Origin of the sequence: Ruegeria atlantica, from assembly GCF_013033965.1 — a bacterium.
GTDB classification, from domain to species: domain Bacteria; phylum Pseudomonadota; class Alphaproteobacteria; order Rhodobacterales; family Rhodobacteraceae; genus Ruegeria; species Ruegeria atlantica_D.
Genome location: NZ_WQFE01000012.1, coordinates 44,432 through 62,282 on the forward strand (window position 1 = coordinate 44,432; position 17,851 = coordinate 62,282).

24 protein-coding genes are annotated in these 17,851 nt (G+C 57.6%); 8 read left to right on the forward strand and 16 right to left on the reverse strand.

The genetic code is table 11. From position 1 onward, the window contains the following. The 3 genes from GOW16_RS18760 to pip all read right to left on the reverse strand — a co-directional run bounded on the left by GOW16_RS18760 (position 1) and on the right by pip (position 2,807). The gene (locus tag GOW16_RS18760; RefSeq protein WP_170418218.1) at positions 1-918 is read right to left on the reverse strand and encodes a hypothetical protein; all 918 of its coding nucleotides are present in this window, start codon (positions 916-918) and stop codon (positions 1-3) included. Between the two features lie 93 nt (positions 919-1,011). Next, on the reverse strand, positions 1,012-1,833 hold the full coding sequence (locus GOW16_RS18765) for an ABC transporter substrate-binding protein (RefSeq protein WP_170418221.1): 822 nt from the start codon (positions 1,831-1,833) through the stop codon (positions 1,012-1,014). Next, positions 1,830-2,807 (reverse strand): prolyl aminopeptidase, encoded by a 978-nt coding sequence (pip, locus tag GOW16_RS18770; RefSeq protein ID WP_170418225.1) that lies wholly within the window; start codon positions 2,805-2,807, stop codon positions 1,830-1,832. Before pip ends, GOW16_RS18765 begins: the two co-directional genes overlap by 4 nt. A gap of 48 nt (positions 2,808-2,855) precedes the next feature. On the opposite strand from pip, the gene ubiG reads away from it, so the two are divergent. Next, a complete protein-coding gene (gene ubiG / locus GOW16_RS18775) occupies positions 2,856-3,605 on the forward strand; it encodes a bifunctional 2-polyprenyl-6-hydroxyphenol methylase/3-demethylubiquinol 3-O-methyltransferase UbiG (RefSeq protein WP_170418229.1) in 750 nt (249 codons plus the stop codon). Between the two features lie 562 nt (positions 3,606-4,167). Here the strand turns inward: ubiG and GOW16_RS18780 are convergent. The 4 genes from GOW16_RS18780 to GOW16_RS18795 are packed head-to-tail and all read right to left on the reverse strand — an operon-like array spanning position 4,168 to position 6,476. Next, positions 4,168-4,608 (reverse strand): MarR family winged helix-turn-helix transcriptional regulator, encoded by a 441-nt coding sequence (locus GOW16_RS18780; protein ID WP_170418232.1) that lies wholly within the window; start codon positions 4,606-4,608, stop codon positions 4,168-4,170. A 14-nt stretch (positions 4,609-4,622) separates the two neighbouring features. After that, positions 4,623-5,453 (reverse strand): carbon-nitrogen hydrolase family protein, encoded by an 831-nt coding sequence (locus tag GOW16_RS18785; protein WP_170418236.1) that lies wholly within the window; start codon positions 5,451-5,453, stop codon positions 4,623-4,625. After that, positions 5,453-5,710, reverse strand: coding sequence for a glutaredoxin 3 (gene grxC, locus GOW16_RS18790; protein WP_050605571.1), 258 nt, complete (start codon positions 5,708-5,710; stop codon positions 5,453-5,455). Before grxC ends, GOW16_RS18785 begins: the two co-directional genes overlap by 1 nt. A gap of 37 nt (positions 5,711-5,747) precedes the next feature. Beyond that, positions 5,748-6,476, reverse strand: coding sequence for a ComF family protein (locus GOW16_RS18795; RefSeq protein ID WP_170418240.1), 729 nt, complete (start codon positions 6,474-6,476; stop codon positions 5,748-5,750). 16 nt (positions 6,477-6,492) lie between these two features. Here GOW16_RS18795 and GOW16_RS18800 point away from each other — a divergent pair, with 16 nt between their 5' ends. Continuing rightward, complete coding sequence (locus GOW16_RS18800) at positions 6,493-7,323, forward strand: methyltransferase domain-containing protein (RefSeq protein WP_170418244.1); 831 nt, start codon at positions 6,493-6,495, stop codon at positions 7,321-7,323. Between the two features lie 57 nt (positions 7,324-7,380). After that, positions 7,381-8,430 (forward strand): ferrochelatase, encoded by a 1,050-nt coding sequence (hemH, locus tag GOW16_RS18805; RefSeq protein ID WP_170418247.1) that lies wholly within the window; start codon positions 7,381-7,383, stop codon positions 8,428-8,430. Positions 8,431-8,506: 76 nt separating this feature from the next. Here hemH and GOW16_RS18810 read toward each other — a convergent pair whose 3' ends face one another. Together GOW16_RS18810 and GOW16_RS18815 are read right to left on the reverse strand one after the other, a co-directional pair. Further along, positions 8,507-8,689 carry a hypothetical protein gene (locus GOW16_RS18810; RefSeq protein WP_010442520.1) on the reverse strand — a complete coding sequence of 61 codons (183 nt, stop codon included), beginning with the start codon at positions 8,687-8,689 and terminating at the stop codon, positions 8,507-8,509. A 139-nt stretch (positions 8,690-8,828) separates the two neighbouring features. After that, positions 8,829-9,428, reverse strand: a complete 600-nt coding sequence (locus tag GOW16_RS18815; protein WP_170418249.1) for a L,D-transpeptidase — start codon at positions 9,426-9,428, stop codon at positions 8,829-8,831. 169 nt (positions 9,429-9,597) lie between these two features. On the opposite strand from GOW16_RS18815, the gene GOW16_RS18820 reads away from it, so the two are divergent. After that, on the forward strand, positions 9,598-10,113 hold the full coding sequence (locus GOW16_RS18820; protein ID WP_170418567.1) for a CAP domain-containing protein: 516 nt from the start codon (positions 9,598-9,600) through the stop codon (positions 10,111-10,113). A 69-nt stretch (positions 10,114-10,182) separates the two neighbouring features. Here the strand turns inward: GOW16_RS18820 and GOW16_RS18825 are convergent, their stop codons facing one another. The 7 genes from GOW16_RS18825 to GOW16_RS18855 all read right to left on the reverse strand — a co-directional run bounded on the left by GOW16_RS18825 (position 10,183) and on the right by GOW16_RS18855 (position 14,966). Next, entirely contained in the window at positions 10,183-10,647 is a 465-nt protein-coding gene (locus GOW16_RS18825) for a PTS sugar transporter subunit IIA (protein ID WP_170418252.1), read from the reverse strand. Between the two features lie 60 nt (positions 10,648-10,707). Then, complete coding sequence (gene hpf, locus GOW16_RS18830; protein ID WP_058273067.1) at positions 10,708-11,271, reverse strand: ribosome hibernation-promoting factor, HPF/YfiA family; 564 nt, start codon at positions 11,269-11,271, stop codon at positions 10,708-10,710. 253 nt (positions 11,272-11,524) lie between these two features. Next, positions 11,525-12,283: an LPS export ABC transporter ATP-binding protein gene (lptB, locus tag GOW16_RS18835; RefSeq protein WP_170418255.1), complete on the reverse strand. Its 759-nt coding sequence runs from the start codon at positions 12,281-12,283 to the stop codon at positions 11,525-11,527. Next, positions 12,283-12,774 carry an LptA/OstA family protein gene (locus GOW16_RS18840; RefSeq protein ID WP_170418258.1) on the reverse strand — a complete coding sequence of 164 codons (492 nt, stop codon included), beginning with the start codon at positions 12,772-12,774 and terminating at the stop codon, positions 12,283-12,285. The genes lptB and GOW16_RS18840 overlap by 1 nt, the downstream gene beginning before the upstream one ends. Before the next feature lie 3 nt (positions 12,775-12,777). Beyond that, positions 12,778-13,377 carry an LPS export ABC transporter periplasmic protein LptC gene (lptC, locus tag GOW16_RS18845; protein ID WP_170418262.1) on the reverse strand — a complete coding sequence of 200 codons (600 nt, stop codon included), beginning with the start codon at positions 13,375-13,377 and terminating at the stop codon, positions 12,778-12,780. A gap of 15 nt (positions 13,378-13,392) precedes the next feature. Further along, on the reverse strand, positions 13,393-14,355 hold the full coding sequence (locus GOW16_RS18850) for a KpsF/GutQ family sugar-phosphate isomerase (protein ID WP_170418265.1): 963 nt from the start codon (positions 14,353-14,355) through the stop codon (positions 13,393-13,395). Continuing rightward, positions 14,352-14,966 (reverse strand): ribonuclease D, encoded by a 615-nt coding sequence (locus tag GOW16_RS18855; RefSeq protein WP_170418268.1) that lies wholly within the window; start codon positions 14,964-14,966, stop codon positions 14,352-14,354. The genes GOW16_RS18850 and GOW16_RS18855 overlap by 4 nt, the downstream gene beginning before the upstream one ends. A gap of 134 nt (positions 14,967-15,100) precedes the next feature. Here GOW16_RS18855 and GOW16_RS18860 point away from each other — a divergent pair, with 134 nt between their 5' ends. The 4 genes from GOW16_RS18860 (at position 15,101) to GOW16_RS18875 (ending at position 17,820) form a co-directional block, all read left to right on the forward strand. Further along, positions 15,101-15,358: a metal-sensing transcriptional repressor gene (locus GOW16_RS18860; protein ID WP_170418281.1), complete on the forward strand. Its 258-nt coding sequence runs from the start codon at positions 15,101-15,103 to the stop codon at positions 15,356-15,358. Positions 15,359-15,361: 3 nt separating this feature from the next. Beyond that, entirely contained in the window at positions 15,362-16,594 is a 1,233-nt protein-coding gene (locus GOW16_RS18865; protein ID WP_170418284.1) for an MFS transporter, read from the forward strand. Positions 16,595-16,628: 34 nt separating this feature from the next. After that, positions 16,629-17,057, forward strand: coding sequence for an Lrp/AsnC family transcriptional regulator (locus tag GOW16_RS18870; protein WP_170418287.1), 429 nt, complete (start codon positions 16,629-16,631; stop codon positions 17,055-17,057). 73 nt (positions 17,058-17,130) lie between these two features. Then, a complete protein-coding gene (locus tag GOW16_RS18875; protein ID WP_170418290.1) occupies positions 17,131-17,820 on the forward strand; it encodes a transglycosylase SLT domain-containing protein in 690 nt (229 codons plus the stop codon). Positions 17,821-17,851: the final 31 nt, after the last annotated feature.

The following is a 17,851-nucleotide window of genomic DNA, read 5'->3' on the forward strand; positions in this document are numbered from 1 at the left end:
CTATTCCGCCGAAGATGCAAAAAGCGCAGGCTGCGTATTGCGCGGATAGATAATCACGGACAGCGTGCCTCTGCCCTGAAACCGTTCGGCGTCAGCTAGCCGTGGCGGGAAGAGTTGATCAAAGGCCACCCTGTTCAGCCCCAGTTTCATTTCAGATCCCGACAGGAACTCAAACGGCGTCCGCGCGGCACAGGCGTGAAACATAGCGTTCTGCTGCACCGTAAACTGTCGCATGATGTTGGATGACCCACCGACCGGCTTGACCAGAACAGTGATCCCCTGTTTCAGAAAACTGTCGGGGCAGGTGAACATCATCGGTTTGTCGTCCGCATTTGTGTCATGCAACAACACGCCTTCGGCTGTTACCTCGTGCTTGAAGGGACTGAACACGGTCTCTTGCTGAATGAACTTCGTATAGAGTGTTGCAAACAACTGGCTGTCGTCGCGGGGTTCGGCTTTTATCCCTTCGTACAGATCCGCGATCGCCTGCCACATCCGGGAATCCGCTCCGCGCAACGTTCCCGGCAACGAAAACGGACCTTCCAGATCATAAAGCACTTCGCGCAGCTCGACCGACAGGGAATCGTCCTTTTCCAGCCCGCGAATCTTGTGCACCAGCTCCGAATCATTCAGGGCGTAATAGCCATGCGATTTCAACGTGCGCCTCAAAGCGCGCATCTCGGACAGTTTCCGCGCTGTCGTCTCTTCGTCATCCTCTGGTGTCGTCTTTACGGCCTCAAAACCGTTATCCAGCAACTGAGTGAGCGACTGCCCGTCGCGGGCATCTAACTCTATCGTCCCGTTTTTGCTGACTTTTACTGTCACGTCTTTACCTGTTTTCAAGGCAAACACGGTGACATACGCCAGCACACCGGACAAAATGATTATCGTTAAACTCTTTAGACCTTCGACTTTCATGGGACTTCTCCCATTTTCGAAACAATTCAACCAATATAGCGCATACAATAGCAAAAAATCGAACAAAATTGAAGGCAGGCGAGTGAGCGGGGGTTAAATCAACCACCAACGCTCGGCAATTCGGCCATCATCCAGAGGCCGATCCGCTCCGATCTGACGTGGCATGCCGACATGTCCGGCAACGCCCAGTGCCATATCGGCTTCGCTTGGGAAAAACCGCAATCCGCGGTGCGCGCTCAGTCCTTCGCTCTGCGGCAATGCGGCGACGTCCACAAAGCCGTCTCGCAGCGCCTCTGTCCGCACACGTGCATCCGGGATGACGATAACTTCGAAGGTTTCGGCCCAGCCTGCTGAACCATCTTTGTAATGGCCCGCAACACGGCGTCCAAGGAAGTGACGATTATCATCTGCACGTTCAACCCGATAGCACCCGGTACCATTCGCGCCCTGCAGGGGCGTCACACCTTGCCCATTGCGCGTGATAACGAACCTGCTGTCGGACAGAAGGAAAGGAAGGCCCGGGTTGGCCTTGGTCAACTCAAGACGTACACGATTCTCCGACATAGCTTCGACACGCCCAACATCGCCCAGAACGACCATAACATCGCTGATATCAAAGGCAGCGCCATCGTGAAAACGCGCAGCGTCGCGCAGATCAAAGGTCCAGATGCGAGCTTGGGAATCAGTCTGCCAACCGGTCGCAAGCTCTCCGCGCAGGGTACCATCGGGGGCAATCTCGGTCAGCGTGTCGAACACCGCCCCTCGGGCGACCTGATCAAGGCTGTCATCGCGTGGCACTGCCAGACGCAGGGTGCCGCCCACTTTGGGCGCATCGGCCAAAGTGGCACCCGTCGCCGCCAGCAACGCGGCGGCAGCACCGGAAGCAAACAGGGCACGACGGTCGATCCGGGTCATGACGCACCCTCCGCCACGCGGTCCATGATTCGAACCAGCTCGGCGCTTATTCCGGGTTCAGACAGCGCATGCCCGGCCTGCCGCACCATCTTCAGCTCGGCATTGGGCCAAAGCTGGGCAAGGTTCCAAGCGGCCTGAGGCGGACAGATCATGTCGTACCGCCCCTGCACGATATGGCCGGGGATATGCGCGATCCTGTCCATCTGGTCCAGAATCTGCCCGTCGCGTTCCAGAAACGCGCCGTTCATGAAATAGTGATTCTCAAGCCGCGCAAAGGCCCGCGCGTATTCACCGGGGCTTTCCCCAGTCGCGCCATGCGAGTGGATCGAGGCCAGCGCGTTTTCCCAGCTGGACCAAGCCCGGGCATACAGGATCTCGGTCGCGCGATCCCCTGAGAACAGGCGTTTGTTATAGGCGCCGATCGTGTCGCTCAGTTCATTTTCCGACAGCAGAGCGGTGAATTTTGACCATTGCTCGGGCCAGAACTTGCCCGCGCCTCCACCGTAGAACCAGTCCAATTCAGCCTGAGTGGCCAGGAACACACCGCGCAAGACCAGTCGGCTGACCCGATCCGGGTGCGACTGCGCATAAACCAGCGCAAGCGTTGCCCCCCAGCTGCCGCCAAAGACGATCCAGTCGTCAATATCCAGCAGCGTCCGCAGCCGCTCGATATCGTCCACCAGATGCCAAGTGGTGTTGTCCGTGACCGAGGCATGCGGGCGCGATCGCCCACATCCACGCTGATCGAACAGAATCACCCGGTAAACGTCCGGGTCGAAATAACGCCGCATTGCGGGGCTGCAGCCGCCGCCCGGCCCCCCGTGCAGAATCACCACCGGAATGCCATTGGGATTGCCGCATTGTTCCATATAGATACGGTGCCCGTCGCCCACATCGACCATGCGCTGATCGAATGGATCGATCGGCGGGTACAGATATTGAACTGCGCGCTTTTGGTCCGGGTACTTGTCCATTATGGCCCTATATAGTCCTTAAGCGTAAAAGAGCATACGGAGACAGGAATGCAAGCGCATCCGAACACGGTTGACCCTTCCGAGATCGCAAAATTCGAAGCGATGGCCGCAGAATGGTGGGACCCGCATGGAAAATTCAAACCACTGCACATGCTCAACCCCTGTCGGCTGGATTATATCACACAGCAGATCGCGGGCGAATTTGATCGTGATTTGAAGGCCCCGAAGCCGTTCGAGGGCCTGCGTTTGCTGGATATCGGCTGCGGTGGCGGATTGCTGAGCGAACCGATGGCGCGGTTGGGGGCCGAGGTCGTGGGTGCCGATGCCGCCGAAGGCAACCTGCCCGTCGCCCGTATCCATGCCGAACAATCAGGGTTGCAGATCGACTATCGCCACACCACTGCCGAAGACCTGGCCGCCGCAAGCGAACAGTTCGACGTGGTGCTGAACATGGAGGTGGTCGAACATGTGGCCGACCCCCTTGGTTTTCTGACCGCATCGCAAGACTTGCTGAAACCCGGCGGATTGCTGATCTGTTCCACTATCAACCGCAACCCGAAATCCTATGCGATGGCCATTTTCGGTGCCGAAGTCGTCATGCGCTGGCTGCCCCGCGGCACGCATGAATGGAACAAGTTCATCACCCCCGATGAGCTGTTCGACCTGCTGCGCCAATCCGGGCTGGAGCCGGTGGACCGCAAGGGATTTGTGTTCAACCCGATCCTATGGAGTTGGTCGATCTCGGACCGTGATCTGAGCGTGAATTATGTGACGGCGAGTGTGAAGCCGGGGTTGTAGGATGGGTGTTTACACCCATTATTCTGTCGACGATTATTGTGAGAGATGGGTGCAAGCACCCATCCAACGTTTGATTAGCATAACCTCTTCAATATTGCTTAGATGAAATTTGACCCGCCAGTAAACACGCCAAAGTCACACAAGAGCCTCGGCTCAATTCTAGCATTCGCCTTTATTGTGTTTTGGCTTGTAGGGATGTTTTCCGCCTTCAACGGTTTAGCCTGCAAAAGTGATCGCAACGAAGGCAAAATCAAACTCGGTTTCTGTAACGTCGCACTGGTAAGTAGTGTTTGGGCTCGCCTAACACCTATCGGACAGGCTAGAGGGTCAATTGTTAACCTTGAACGCGGCATAGCTCTTTCGCAATTGGGCCGGGCATAGCTCTTTCGCAATTGGGCCGGAGTGAAGAAGCAAAAGCTGCATTCGAGCGCGCAATTCGATGTGCACGCTCCGTCGCCCAGCGCTCTTGGGAAGCAAAGCTGTACGATAGGATGAGGTTTGTAAACGATAAGAACGCTTCAGGTTTATGGGAGCAGGTCGTTACAATGACCAATTAGATCCCTTACTCCCCCTCAAGCTGCAACCGTAGATCTCGCAAAACCGGCAACGTGCTACGAACCCGCTCCAGCCCCAGCTCACCGACCACGCGGTTGATCAGTGGGGCAATCGAGGAAATCGCCTGATCGCGCGCACGACGGCCAGCGGGGCTGATGGCGACCATCTTGCGGCGGGCGTCGTCCCAGTCGGGGCGGATGTGGATGTATCCGGCCCATTCCAGCTTGGCCAAGGTGTTGGTCATCGCTCCTCGGGTCACGTGAAAGGTGCTGGCCAGTTGCGCGGGAGATCGTTCGCCCCCGACAAAGACCAGATGGTTGAGCACCGAGAAATGAGAAATCTCCATGCCCTTGGGTAGCACCCTGCTAAGCCGGTTGCGCAACAGCTGATCTGCGGTCAGGATTTCGCTGAACAGCGTGACCGCAAGGGCATTGTGTTCGTCAGTCATGGTCCGGTTCTGGATCAGGGTCCGTCAAAGCGACGGACGTGAGTCAAAGAGGGCACCCGACGGCGCGCCTCAGACACAGAACTATCATGCAAATCGAAAATGTGAATGCCCGGATCGGTTCCTGCGTCGATGACGACCTCTCCCCACGGGGCAACGACCATGCTGTGGCCGTAAGTATGGCGCGTTTTTCCGCGGGCTTTGGGATGCTCACCGGTCTGGGCCGGCGCCAGAACCCAACAGCCCGTTTCAATCGCACGGGCGCGCAGCAGCGATTCCCAATGCGCAGCCCCGGTCACAGGCGAAAACGCTGCCGGAACCGTCAGGATACGCGCACCCGCCTGCGCCAACGCCGCATAGAGCGCCGGAAACCGGATGTCATAACAGACGGTCATACCGACCTTGCCGAATGTGGTGTCGGCAATCACCGCCGTATCGCCAGGGCGGTAGTTTTTCGATTCGCGGAAGGTCTCGGATTCGGTGACCTGCACGTCGAACATGTGAATCTTGTCATACCGCGCCACGACCTGCCCCTGCGGGTCGATCATGAAGGATCGGTTGGCAAACCGCCCGTCCGTATCATGCGTTTTGATCGCCAGCGACCCGATCAGCAACCAGACGCCCAGCGCGGCGGCCTGATCCCGCAGGCCAGCCAACGTCTGGTCGTCTTCTTCATGCTGCAGAACGGCGCGCTGCCGCGTGGTGCTGGTAGACACGCAATTCATCACCTCGGGCGTCAGGATGAACCGCGCGCCTTGCTCCGCTGCCTCAGCCATCATGGCACGCACCATGTCCAGATTTTCAGCCGGATCGTCCGACGAGGTGATCTGCAGCAGCGCGGCTTTCATCAGGCCGCGAGCAGGCGGTCCAGCTTGCCCTGACGCTCCAGCTCATACAGGTCGTCACAGCCGCCTACATGCTGCGTACCGATAAAGATCTGTGGGACGGTTCGTTTGCCACCGGCGCGCTGGATCATCTCGGGCTTGCGCTTGGGGTGCATCAAAACGTCGACCTCCTTGAATTCGACGCCCTTCTGCTTGAGCAAGCGCTTGGCCGCGTGACAAAAGCCGCAGAGCGGTGAGGTGTAGATTTCTACCGGTTTCATATTCCGTACCTTCGCGTTTCGCATAATCTTGGGCGAATTAGGCATCCTTGGCAACGCGCGCTAGGGTCAACACGAAAATATGATTTGCTCCGGATGCAACGCAGACACGCGCGCAAGCCGCCAGCGTCGCGCCGGACGTCATCACATCATCTACCAGCAGGATATCGCGTCCTTGCATGCGGGTTTTTCGTTTTGGATGGGCGATGATCGCGTTTTCTAGGGTTTCAACCCGCTCTACCGCTGTTTTGCCATCCAGAACCGAAGTCCTTCGACGGCGAAGCAAAAGGTCCGGGCACACCTCTAGCCCGACCTCTTTCCCAAGGTGCTGCGCCAACAGGGCCGATTGGTTGTACCGGCGCTTCAGCAACCGGGACCAATGCAGAGGCACCGGTGCAACCAGCATGCCTTCCCGGAACAGCTCCTGCCCAGCCCGCGCCAGCCAGCGGGCGGCAGGACGCGCCAGTTCGGGTCGGTCACCATGTTTCAATGCCAATATCAGCGACCGCGCCTTACCCTTGTACAGCAGCGCCGCGCGCGCGTCCTGCCACGGGCGCGGCGCGGCCATGCAATCGTCGCACTCAATCCGATGCCCGTCGGACATCCCCGGCAACGGCACCCCGCAGCTTTCGCACACGACCCCGCCGATAAAGGGCGTCTCGCGCCAGCAGGACCCGCACAGACCGAAGTCCGCCTCGGTCAAATCACCGCATCCCATGCAGCGCGGCGGATAGATCAGCGCTACGGCGGTTTGAATCCGCTGCCACATGCGATAGTTGCGCCCTATGAAACTGCCCGAGTCCAATGCACCCTCTCTGTTTGATCGCCCGACGCTTGTCCGGCGCCGTGCCCGCGCAAAAGATGAGGCCCTGTTCCTGCAGCGTGCCGCCGTGGACGAAGTGCAGGATCGGCTCTCCATGGTTAACAAAACCTTTACGGCCCCGGCGATCGTGACGCCTTTTGCGCATATCTGGCGCGACGTATTGCCAGGGGCCGAGATCACTGCCGATGACGAAGTATTGCTCCTGAACCCCGGCGCGCATGATCTGGTGATCCACTCAATGGCGCTGCATTGGGCCAACGATCCTGTCGGGCAACTGATCCAATGCCACCGCGCCTTGCGCCCCGACGGGTTGCTATTGGTCGTATGTCTGGGCGGAGAAACCTTACACGAGTTGCGCGCAGCGCTGGGACAGGCCGAGGTCGAGGTAACCGGAGGGCTCAGCCCTCGCATCGCGCCGATGGCAGAGCTGCGCGATTTAGGCGGTTTGCTTCAGCGGGCAGGACTTGCCCTACCAGTAGCAGATTCCGCGCGTCTGACGGCGGAATACCGCGATCTGATCCACTTAATGCACGACCTGCGCGCCATGGGTGAAGCCAACAGCCTGTCAGGGCGCTTAAAGCAACCCACCAAGCGACAGGTTTTTGCCCGTGCGCAGCAGCTTTATGCTGACAATTTCCAGACGCCCGATAGGCGACTGACCGCCACCTATGAGTTGATCTGTCTGACCGGATGGTCGCCCGACGAAAGCCAACCAAAACCGCTGCGCCCCGGATCGGCCAAAGCGCGCCTTGCCGATGCGCTAGGCACCAAAGAAGGCAAACTGTCCAATTGACGACCCGGCTTTTACGGTTATCTCAGGCCAGTACAGAGAAATATCAGGAAGCATCAGATGTTTGACGCCACTCGCCCCGATCATGCCCCCGCAGACCATCCCAAGGTCAAAATGGGCCGCGTCGGCATTCTGCTGGCCAATCTCGGCACGCCGGATGACTACAGCTATTGGCCGATGCGCCGGTATCTGAACGAGTTTCTGTCGGATCAGCGCGTGATCGACTATCCCAAATGGAAATGGCAGCCGATTCTTCAGGGCATCATCCTGACCAAACGCCCGTTCAGCTCGGGCGAGGCGTACAAATCGATCTGGAATCACGACAAGGGCGAAAGCCCGCTGATGACGATCACCAAGGATCAGACAGCCAAGCTGCGCGACGCAATGCAGGAACGGTATGGCGATCAGGTAATGGTCGATTTTTGCATGCGCTACGGCAATCCATCCACCAAATCCAAAGTGCGAAAGATGGTGGCCGGGGGCTGCGACCGCATCCTATTCTTCCCGCTCTATCCGCAATACGCGGGCGCGACGACTGCAACCGCCAATGATCAGTTCTTCCGCGCGCTGATGGACGAAGTCTGGCAACCCGCTTCACGGACCGTTCCCGCTTATTTTGACGAACCCGCCTATATCGACGCCTTGGCCGGATCAGTGGAAAAGGCCTATGCAGCGATGGAAACCAAGCCGGATATCCTGGTCTGCTCCTATCACGGCATGCCCGAGCGTTATCTGCAGCAGGGCGACCCCTATCATTGCCAATGCGCGAAAACGAGCCGATTGCTGAAAGAGCGGCTGGGCTGGTCGGACGATCAGCTGGTCTCAACTTTCCAATCGCGATTCGGACCAGAGGAGTGGTTAAAGCCCTATACAGTTGATCACGTGGCCGAGCTGGCGCGGCAGGGGAAGAAAAACATCGCCGTCATCGCGCCGGCTTTTTCTGCCGATTGCATCGAAACGCTGGAAGAGATCAACGAAGAGATCAAAGAGAGTTTTGTAGAAGCCGGTGGAGAAAACTTCACCTATATCCCCTGCCTCAACGACGACGATTCGCACATCGCAGCGCTGGGCAAAGTGATTCAGGATAACCTTCACGGCTGGCTGGACTGACCTGCGTCCTTCAATCAGGCATGAAAAAAGGCGGTGGAAAAATCCACCGCCTTTTCTCTAGATAATGCTCGTCAAATTAGCTTGCTGCAACAGCTGCGGCAACTACGACCAGCAGGATCAGCGGCAGGATGATGCCCTGCGACGAACCCTGAGTTTCCTCTACAACAACCGGTGCTTCAACAACCGGCTCTTCCAGGTTACCAGCATATGCGGTCGAAGCAGCAGCAGTCAGTGCAGCGGCGAGAACGAGTTTCTTCATATTAACCTCCAGAATTTGCACGGTTCCAAATAGCGAAACCGCACACTCAAGACTTACCTCGTGGTTTTTTCTAATCAGCTATCTGGCTGGAATGCAATTGCAACTTGAGCCGCAAGCGGGTTCGTGCGCGAAAATGTCGTCAAATAAGCAACACTTGCGTGCCGACATTCGTCATCGAGAACAGTTCGGCGATATCCTCGTTAAACAGACCGATGCATCCGTTCGACGACCGGCGGCCAATTTTGCGCGTGTCATGCGTTCCGTGAATGCGGTAGTATTTCCAGCTAAGGTATAATGCGTGCGTTCCCAACGGGTTATCAGGACCCGGCGGAATATGGTCCGGCCATTCGGGATTTCGTTTCTTCATCGAAGGTGTCGGCGACCAGCTGGGGCCTTCAACTTTGCGAATGACGCTCGTGCGGCCCCGGCGTGTCAATTCCTCGGTCAACGGCACTGACGATGGGTAGAGTTTATACACAGATTGATCATCTGACCAATAATGTAGCGCCCGGGAAACGGTATCGACCAAAATGGCCCCATTTTCGGTATTTGAAAAATAGGGCTGCCAATCCAAGGCACGGAAACCCGAGACGTTCCGACGAACCTGAGGCTCGGGCTCGGGCGCCGGGCGCAAAGGGTCGCCGGGAATATATTGGGCAATCGCCGGCGATGCCAACATGGCCGAGGCACCTGCCAGAAATCCACGGCGACTGGAGGAGTGAATGGGCTTCTTGACCATAGCGACCGGTCCTTTGCGAAAGATGTCCTGAAATTTTGACGCATTTTATTGCCAGAATGCGTCAATCGCAAATCAAACCGGCAGAAACATGCAAGAATCAGCCATTGCAGGTTTGCCCAAGGCTGCATGGCGCGCTATGCCGTATGACGACACAATAATCAGGTCGATCATGACGCGTATTCTCACATTACTGTTTCTTTGCTTTGTTGCGCTGGCTGCTTGCACCCCAAGCGGTACGCCAACTTACGGATCTGATGGCCGCCCGCTGCCGACGGTCTACAAGATTCGTGGCAACCCGGAAAAACTGCAGTTCCGCATGCTGGATTCTGTTAACGCCTTGCGGCAGGCTCAGGGTTTGCAGGCGGTTCAGCTAAACTCGCAGCTGAATGCTGCGGCCGCGACCCATTCCAAAGATATGGCACGGCAAAACCGCCCGTGGCACTTCGGTTCGGACGGATCGTCGCCCATAGATCGCGCGCAGCGTGTGGGCTACTACGGAACTTTCCTGGGCGAGGCGATTTCGGAAACCTATGAGACCGAGACCGAGACACTGGCCGCCTGGATGCAGGAACCTGGCCCCCGCGCCGTGATCATGGACCCCAAAGCCTCGCAGATGGGTTTTGCTTGGCACCAGGAAGGTGGCGGAAAGATCTGGTGGACACTGGAAATGGGAACAGGCGGGTAACAAAAAAGCCGCGGCAAAGAAAAAGCCCCCGAAAATCGGGGGCTTTTTTCGTATATATATATATAAAGATCAGGCGGCTTGCATGGACTGTGCCTCGGTCAGAATTGCATAGAGCTTGACCGGATCAGGGTTGGCACGCAGCTTGGTGCAAACGGACGTGTCGCGCAGTGTTCGGGACACCAGCGCAAGCGCCTTAAGGTGATCAACACCCGCCTCTTCAGGCGCGAAAAGCGCAAAGGCAATGTCGACGGGCTGCCGGTCGACCGATCCAAAATCAATCGGCTTTTCAAGCATAACAAACACACCCGAGACAGATTCCAGATCGCCCAATCGCGCATGTGGCAAGGCCACGCCGTGTCCAACTCCGGTTGGACCCAGGCTTTCACGCTCGAGCAGGCAATCGACGACGGTCTGCGCATCAAGACGCAGAGTCCCGGCGGCAACATCGCCGATTTCCTGAAACAACCGCTTCTTGCTGGAAGCGGCGGACAATACACGTACTGCTTCGGGCTTTAATATGCTCGAAAGCTCCATCATCACGCTCCACGGCGTAGCCCCTGCATGTGCAGAGGCGCGCCTTGCTAGTCTTGCCTGTTACGGATCAATCCAGCCAATATTACCGTCTTCGCGACGGTACACGACATTCAATCCGTCCTTGTTTTCATTTCGGAACACAAGCACCGGCGCACCGGCAAGTTCCATCTGCATGACCGCCTCTCCAACACTCAGCGATGGGATCTTGGTTTCCATCTCAGCCACGATCATGGGCTGCAGAGTATCGGGTTCGTCAGCCGTCTCCGATTCGTCAGAGGCGAGGATATATGACGACGCTCCGAAGAGTTCAACAGGCTCGGACCGATCCTTGTGGTGGTCCTTCAGGCGGCGCTTATAGCGGCGCAATTGCGTTTCCATCTTGTCGCAGCATCCCTCAAACGCCGCGTAAATCTCGGTTGCGTGTGCCTTGGCCTGAGCGGTCAGGCCGGTGGAAAGATGCACTGTGGTTTCGCATACATATTCATGCGCTGAACGGGAAAAGACGACGTTGGCGTCCGTAGGACGTTGGGCATATTTGCCCACGACCTCGCCCAGTTCGGTCTGCACATGAGTTTGCAGGGCCGCACCGATGTCGATCTGTTTTCCGCTGATTTGGTAACGCATGTGATCTCCTTCACAATTCACACCCATTTCTGACGTCACGTAATGCGACGCGCTTGTTTTTATCGGGTGGGGGACATCGGCAAATCCTGCGGTAACCGCACTGGCTCCCCTTCCAGGAAGGGGCGTCGTGATCCAGTCGGGAACCGAAGAAATGCCATGCTCCAATTGAGGCAAGAGACGGCGGAAGAGTCAATCAAAACAGACGTGTATATACGTGATTTCCGCCATGCCTTCGGCGCAAATCTGCGCAAGCTTATGAAATACGGAAATTTTCGCCTAGATAGACCCGGCGCACGTTTTCATTTTCGACCACTTCATCAGGCGTGCCGGACATCAGGACCTGACCGTCGTGCAGGATGTACGCACGATCCACAATTTCCAGTGTTTCGCGTACGTTGTGGTCGGTGATCAGAACGCCAATTCCGCGCTTTTTCAGATCGGCGACCAGATGGCGGATATCACCGACGCTGATCGGATCGACGCCCGCAAAGGGTTCATCCAAAAGCAGATATTTGGGATCTGCGGCCAAACAACGTGCAATCTCGACCCGGCGGCGTTCACCGCCCGACAGGGCCAACGCGGGCGCGCGGCGCAGATGTTCGATCGAGAAATCGGACAGCAGCTCTTCCAGTCGTTCTTTGCGGCGATGGGCATGCTTGACGGTGATGTCCAGAACGGCGGCGATGTTGTCTTCAACACTCATGCCACGGAAAATTGACATCTCCTGCGGCAGGTATCCGATGCCAAGACGTGCCCGGCGGTACATCGGCAGAGTGGTGACGATCTGACCATCGATCGTAACCGTACCCGCTTCGGGGAACACAAGGCCGGCGACTGAATAGAATGTGGTGGTCTTGCCTGATCCGTTCGGGCCCAACAACGCCACGACTTCGGATCGGTCCAAGGTCATGGAGACGTCGCGGATCACCGTCTTTTTGCGATAAGACTTACGGAGTTTTTCGATTTTCAGGCCGGACGCGCCTTCGGCTACCGTCAGATTTGGCTGAGCCATCAGTTGGCCCCTTGCTGCAGGATTGTCTTGACGTTGCCCGTCATCGTCGCCTTACCGGTGGTCAGGTTCGCATTCATTTGGTCGCCGCTGATCGTGCTAGGCCCCTGCAACAGCAGAACGTTGCCCTTCATAACGATCTCGCCTGAATCGATGGTGTATTCCGCCCAATCACCTTCCGCCGCGTCCGGTGGGCTGACCAGAACCACATCCTCGGTCGCTTCCATCCGTTCGATGCCCGAACGGGCTTCGTTATAGATGACAAGCACGCGCTCCGCGGTCAGGCGCATTTCACCCTGAATGACAATAACGTTGCCCAAAAACTCGGCCGAGCCGTCTTCCTGATTTACGTTCAGCTTTTCCGAAGTCACCTCGACCGGCAGGCTTGGGTCGGCATTGGCCGAACCGAAAGCAACCTGAGTTTCCTGGGCTGTCGCAGAGATTGCACCAGTTACCAGAGCACAGCTTACAAGGGCTAAACGAAAATAGAACACAGGTTATCTTTCTGCTTTTTGAGGCTCATACACCAACTTCACGCCATCTGTAAAAATAATATGGACCGGTCCATCTTTTTTTTCAGTCCCGAATGTCATTCTGCCCGCCGTGAAATCACCGATGATACCGGTTCCGTTGACCTGACCGGGCGTATCGCCCTGAATTTCGTCCAGCGCGGTGTTCAAAAGATCGGTCGTGACGACGATACCATCCGTTGTTGTTATAACCACATCGCCAACAAAGGTAGCCGTATTCTTGTCCGGACGGATCATGCCAGAGTTGGAATCCAGTGTGATCACGCCGCCGTTCAACAGGCCCAGACGGCCCCGAAACTCGGCCGCTGTAGGTGCATCGCCCTCGGTCCCCTGTGTTGCGCGGCTTGCTTCGATCTGTACATCCTCGCCTTTGCTGGTGGTGCCTTGATAGTTGGGTTGCGTTACCACCTGATCCGCCAGGCGTTCGTCAATATCCTTCTGAGTGAACGGAACGCTGACGTTGGTTTCGATGCTGCGCGACAACAGGAACACGGTGGACAGCATCGCGATCGCCACCAAAGGCAGCAACACCTTGAGGAATTGTACCCTGCGTGAGTGTCTGTCCACCGCGCAATCCTCCGCCTAGCCCAGTCCGACGCGCAGGCAGTCGTGGATATGCAACAACCCCTCGGCGGGGCCTTGCGTCTCGGGGTCGACGACGAACAGCGAGGTGATTTTGCGATCGTTCATGATCGCCACCGCCTCTTCCGCCATTGCGTTCGGGGCAATGGTCATAGGGTTGGTGGTCATGACCTCTTCGGTGGTTTTGTCCAGTAGGCCATCCATGTTCCGGCGCAAGTCGCCATCTGTGACGATGCCAACCAGATGACCCGCCTCATCCGTTACGCCGACAACGCCAAAGCTTTTCTGGCTCATGACCAGCAATGCCTCACTCATGGGGGTTCCCACGGTCACAACGGGAAGATCGGCATGCATCAGATCCCGCACGGTGGAAAGCTGCGCGCCCAGCTTGCCGCCGGGGTGGTAGGCGCGGAAATCCTCGGGCTTGAAATCGCGGTATTTCATCAGCGCGATGGCCAGTGCGTCGCCCATCGCCAGCGTCAAAGTGGTCGAGATTGAGGGCACCATGCCAAAGCCGCAAGCCTCGCCCAGTGACGGGATCAGCAGATGCACATCCGCCTGCTTCATCAGCGTGCTTTCCGGTTTGCTGGACAAGCCGATCAACGGAATGCCAAAGCGGCGGGTAAAGGCCAGCAGATTGACCAGTTCCGGCGCTTCGCCCGAATTGGAAATCGCCAGAACCACATCGCCCTTGGACACCATACCCAGATCGCCGTGACTGGCCTCGGCCGGGTGCACGAAATAGGCGGGTGTGCCGGTGCTGGCGAGTGTCGCGGCGATCTTGTGACCGATATGGCCCGACTTTCCGATACCGCTGATGATAATGCGGCCCGTGGCCTGCAGGATCATCTGCACGGCTTCTGCAAATTGATCATCCAGGCTTTCGGCCAACACGTCCAGCGCGCGGGCTTCGTCGGTGACGACCTGTCGGGCGGTTCTCAGGAATGCTTCGGTATCGGTCATGAGTGCGCAAAGATATCCGTTTCGGGCCAACCGGCGAGGTCAAGTTTCGCACGCATCGGCAGGAAGTCAAAACAGGCCTGCGCCATTTCGGTGCGGCCTTCGCGGGCCAGACGTCCGTCCAACGCCTCGCGCAACTGGTGCAGGTAAAGAACGTCCGAGGCCGCATATTCCAACTGCGCGTTCGTCAGAGTTTCGGCGCCCCAGTCGCTCATCTGCTGCTGTTTCGAGATGTCGACGCCGATCAATTCCTGGCACAGGTTCTTTAGCCCGTGGCGATCCGTATAGGTGCGCACCAGCCTGCTGGCGATCTTGGTGCAGTAGACCGGCGCAGCCAACGCGCCAAACGCGTGGTACATCGCGGCGATGTCAAAACGACCAAAGTGGAACAATTTCAGAACGTCCGGGTTTTCCAGCATCGCACACAGGTTCGGAGCCTCGGTCTGGCCTTTTTCGACCTGAACGATGTGGCTGTTTCCGTCGCCACCTGACATCTGGATCACACACAGACGATCGCGATGCGGGTTCAGACCCATGGTCTCGCAGTCGATGGCCACAACAGGGCCCATATCCAACCCGTCCGGCAGGTCGTTTTTATAAAGATGGTTCGCCACGGGGCTTGTCCTTTGTCCGGTATCGCCCCCGAGATAGGAGGTTTGGCCCCTAAACTCAACGCCATCCAAACGTTTGCGGCAGGGACCCGCAAGTTACGTTGCTCATATCCTTATGCGGAGGATAGGGTTAGTGTATGGTACGGCACAAACACACATCGCTCGCGCAGTTCCACACAAGTCTGAAACGGGCGCACCGGCACCAGCCCCGGATGATATCCATGCCTGATCAGCACGCACCCTGCGCCGGCTTCGCGCAACAGCTTATTGCGGTGGAAAAGGCAGTTGTCGACGCCAAACAAACCTTGATCTGCGACCATGTCGATCACTGCCTGTCATCCCCGGCCAAAGACCCGGACACGGATGACTTAATCGCCATCAAAAAGTACCTGTGAACGATGCTGAGCGTCCTGAAGAACCGCGTCTACCGTCATTTGCTGGCAGCACAGGTGGTCGCGCTGGTGGGAACGGGATTGGCAACCGTTGCCCTGGGATTGCTTGCCTTTGATCTGGCCGGTGACGCGGCAGGTATGGTTCTGGGAACCGCCCTGACCATCAAGATGGTGGCCTATGTGGTGATCGCCCCACTGGCTGCCGCGATTGCGGAACGGTTGGACCGACGCAAAATGCTGGTGACGCTGGATCTTGTGCGGGCCGCTGTTGCGGTGTGCCTGCCGTTCGTGACCGAGATCTGGCAGATCTACGTGTTGATCTTCCTGCTGCAATCGGCCTCTGCCGGGTTCACTCCCGCCTTTCAGGCCACGATCCCGGATGTCCTGACGGATGAGCAGGACTATACCAAGGCCCTGTCGCTGTCCCGGCTGGCTTATGACCTCGAAAGCCTGCTCAGCCCCGTTCTGGCCGCTGCGCTGTTGTTGCTCATTAGCTTTGACAACCTGTTCTGGGGCACAAGCCTTGGGTTCGTTGCCTCTGCCATTCTTGTTGTGTCAGTCGCCCTGCCCTCACCAAAACCGACGATACGAAGCGGAATTTACGACCGGACAACACGCGGCATTCGCATATACCTTGGCACGAGACGTTTACGCGGTTTGCTGGCACTGACCTGGACGGCCGCGTCAATCAGCGCGATGGTCATCGTCAATACTGTCGTCGTCGTACGCGCCGAACTTGGGCTGTCGGAAAGTGCCGTGGCCGTCGCTCTGGCCGGGTACGGGGGTGGCTCGATGCTGGCGGCCTTCGCCCTGCCCTCACTTCTGAACAGGTTCAAGGACCGCAGCGTCATGCTGGTGGGCGCATCATTTGGGACATTTTCGATGGCAGTTGCGGCGGGGCTTTTTGCCTCGACTCAGATGACCCTGTGGGGACTTGTGGCATTGTGGGCCGGTGCCGGCTTTGGCTATTCGGCTACATTGACCCCCTCTGGCCGCCTGCTAACTCGCACGGCCCGCCCAGAAGACCGCCCGGCCATTTTTGCGGCGCAGTTCACGTTATCGCACGCCTGCTGGCTGATGCTGTATCCGCTGGCGGGGTGGCTCATGACATCGAAAGGCACCGAGCAGGCCTTGATCTGGATGACCGTCGCAGCCCTTATGGGGATTATCGTTGCGCCTTTGATCTGGCCGCGCTCCACACAAAAAACCGCGCCGGGCGAACACGCTAACAAGCCTTGAGCATCGCAAGGCCTTTGCACTACACCTTAGCCCTATGGATCAACTTGACCGCCGCATCATCTCGGCCCTGCAGCACAACGCCCGCGAATCCACGACCAAGATCGCCGCGAAACTGGGCGTTGCACGGACCACCGTACACGAACGCATCCAAAGGATGGAAGAACGTGGCGTGATTGCCGGGTATTCGGTTATTCTAAGCGCCCCGGAAGACGCCCCCCGCGTTCAGGTCGTTGTCTTGTTGGAGGTCCAGCAAAAAGAGACCAGACGCATCATCAAGCGGCTGGAAACCTACCCCGAGGTCAAACTTTGCCTGTCCATCAACGGTGAGTTTGACCTGCTGCTGTCCGCCGAAGCCCCCAGAATCGAGGATCTGGACATTCTGGTCGACGATCTGGCCAAAATACCCGGAGTTTTGCGCACCAACACCAGCGTGGTGTTCGGCCGCCGGATCGACCGAAACTGAGCGGCCGATAACCCTCTGTAAACCCTGACACGGCTAGTTTGGCCCGGACTGATCAGAATCCCGGACCGGCAGAATGCCCTATCGAACGATCTTAGGACTGACCTTGGCGGCGCTGTTGGGTGCCCAGCCGGGTTTTGCTATGTCCGACACCGGAATTGCCCGTGTTTGCGACCACGCAGCCCAGCGCGCCGCGCTGTCCGAAGGCGTACCACTGGATGTCATGCGCGCCATTGCCCGTGTTGAAACAGGTCGCGCGTTGGACGGGGCGCTGCATCCCTGGCCCTGGACCATCAATGTCGAAGGGAAAGGCATTTGGTTCACCTCGGAATTCGAGGCCAAATCCTACGTGTTCAACATCTTCAAAGCAGGCAAGCGCAGCTTTGATGTTGGGTGCTTCCAGATCAATTACCGCTGGCATGGCAAAGCGTTCCGCTCGATCGACGCCATGTTCGACCCCGATGAAAACGCCACATATGCAGCTCAATTTCTGAAAGAGCTGTATGCCGAGCTGGGTTCGTGGAATGCCGCCGCTGGCGCCTATCACTCGCGCACGCCTGCTTTGGCAAACGCCTATATGGCGCGTTTTCAGACGGTTCTGGCTCAGTTGGATCACCAAACTCCAAACGCCTTTGCGACGCGTGACCCCTTTACCGGGGCAGCGCATCCATTGATTCCACCTCGGGCAAAGCCTGTCGGCAATGGCGCTATGGGATCTCTGGTGCCGGTTGCCGGCGGTGCGGCCGCCTTTATCCAGTTCAATTAGGAGTTCTGCGTGACCAAGATCGACGCCCGTT

Excerpts from the sequence above, each read along its gene's own strand:
- GOW16_RS18760 (WP_170418218.1), bottom strand. The coding sequence starts at position 918 with ATGAAAGTCGAAGGTCTAAAGAGTTTAACGATAATCATTTTGTCCGGT.
- GOW16_RS18765 (WP_170418221.1), bottom strand. The coding sequence starts at position 1,833 with ATGACCCGGATCGACCGTCGTGCCCTGTTTGCTTCCGGTGCTGCCGCC.
- pip (WP_170418225.1), bottom strand. The coding sequence starts at position 2,807 with ATGGACAAGTACCCGGACCAAAAGCGCGCAGTTCAATATCTGTACCCG.
- ubiG (WP_170418229.1), top strand. The coding sequence starts at position 2,856 with ATGCAAGCGCATCCGAACACGGTTGACCCTTCCGAGATCGCAAAATTC.
- GOW16_RS18780 (WP_170418232.1), bottom strand. The coding sequence starts at position 4,608 with ATGACTGACGAACACAATGCCCTTGCGGTCACGCTGTTCAGCGAAATC.
- GOW16_RS18785 (WP_170418236.1), bottom strand. The coding sequence starts at position 5,453 with ATGAAAGCCGCGCTGCTGCAGATCACCTCGTCGGACGATCCGGCTGAA.
- grxC (WP_050605571.1), bottom strand. The coding sequence starts at position 5,710 with ATGAAACCGGTAGAAATCTACACCTCACCGCTCTGCGGCTTTTGTCAC.
- GOW16_RS18795 (WP_170418240.1), bottom strand. The coding sequence starts at position 6,476 with ATGTGGCAGCGGATTCAAACCGCCGTAGCGCTGATCTATCCGCCGCGC.
- GOW16_RS18800 (WP_170418244.1), top strand. The coding sequence starts at position 6,493 with ATGAAACTGCCCGAGTCCAATGCACCCTCTCTGTTTGATCGCCCGACG.
- hemH (WP_170418247.1), top strand. The coding sequence starts at position 7,381 with ATGTTTGACGCCACTCGCCCCGATCATGCCCCCGCAGACCATCCCAAG.
- GOW16_RS18810 (WP_010442520.1), bottom strand. The coding sequence starts at position 8,689 with ATGAAGAAACTCGTTCTCGCCGCTGCACTGACTGCTGCTGCTTCGACC.
- GOW16_RS18815 (WP_170418249.1), bottom strand. The coding sequence starts at position 9,428 with ATGGTCAAGAAGCCCATTCACTCCTCCAGTCGCCGTGGATTTCTGGCA.
- GOW16_RS18820 (WP_170418567.1), top strand. The coding sequence starts at position 9,598 with ATGACGCGTATTCTCACATTACTGTTTCTTTGCTTTGTTGCGCTGGCT.
- GOW16_RS18825 (WP_170418252.1), bottom strand. The coding sequence starts at position 10,647 with ATGGAGCTTTCGAGCATATTAAAGCCCGAAGCAGTACGTGTATTGTCC.
- hpf (WP_058273067.1), bottom strand. The coding sequence starts at position 11,271 with ATGCGTTACCAAATCAGCGGAAAACAGATCGACATCGGTGCGGCCCTG.
- lptB (WP_170418255.1), bottom strand. The coding sequence starts at position 12,283 with ATGGCTCAGCCAAATCTGACGGTAGCCGAAGGCGCGTCCGGCCTGAAA.
- GOW16_RS18850 (WP_170418265.1), bottom strand. The coding sequence starts at position 14,355 with ATGACCGATACCGAAGCATTCCTGAGAACCGCCCGACAGGTCGTCACC.
- GOW16_RS18860 (WP_170418281.1), top strand. The coding sequence starts at position 15,101 with ATGGTACGGCACAAACACACATCGCTCGCGCAGTTCCACACAAGTCTG.
- GOW16_RS18865 (WP_170418284.1), top strand. The coding sequence starts at position 15,362 with ATGCTGAGCGTCCTGAAGAACCGCGTCTACCGTCATTTGCTGGCAGCA.
- GOW16_RS18870 (WP_170418287.1), top strand. The coding sequence starts at position 16,629 with ATGGATCAACTTGACCGCCGCATCATCTCGGCCCTGCAGCACAACGCC.
- GOW16_RS18875 (WP_170418290.1), top strand. The coding sequence starts at position 17,131 with ATGCCCTATCGAACGATCTTAGGACTGACCTTGGCGGCGCTGTTGGGT.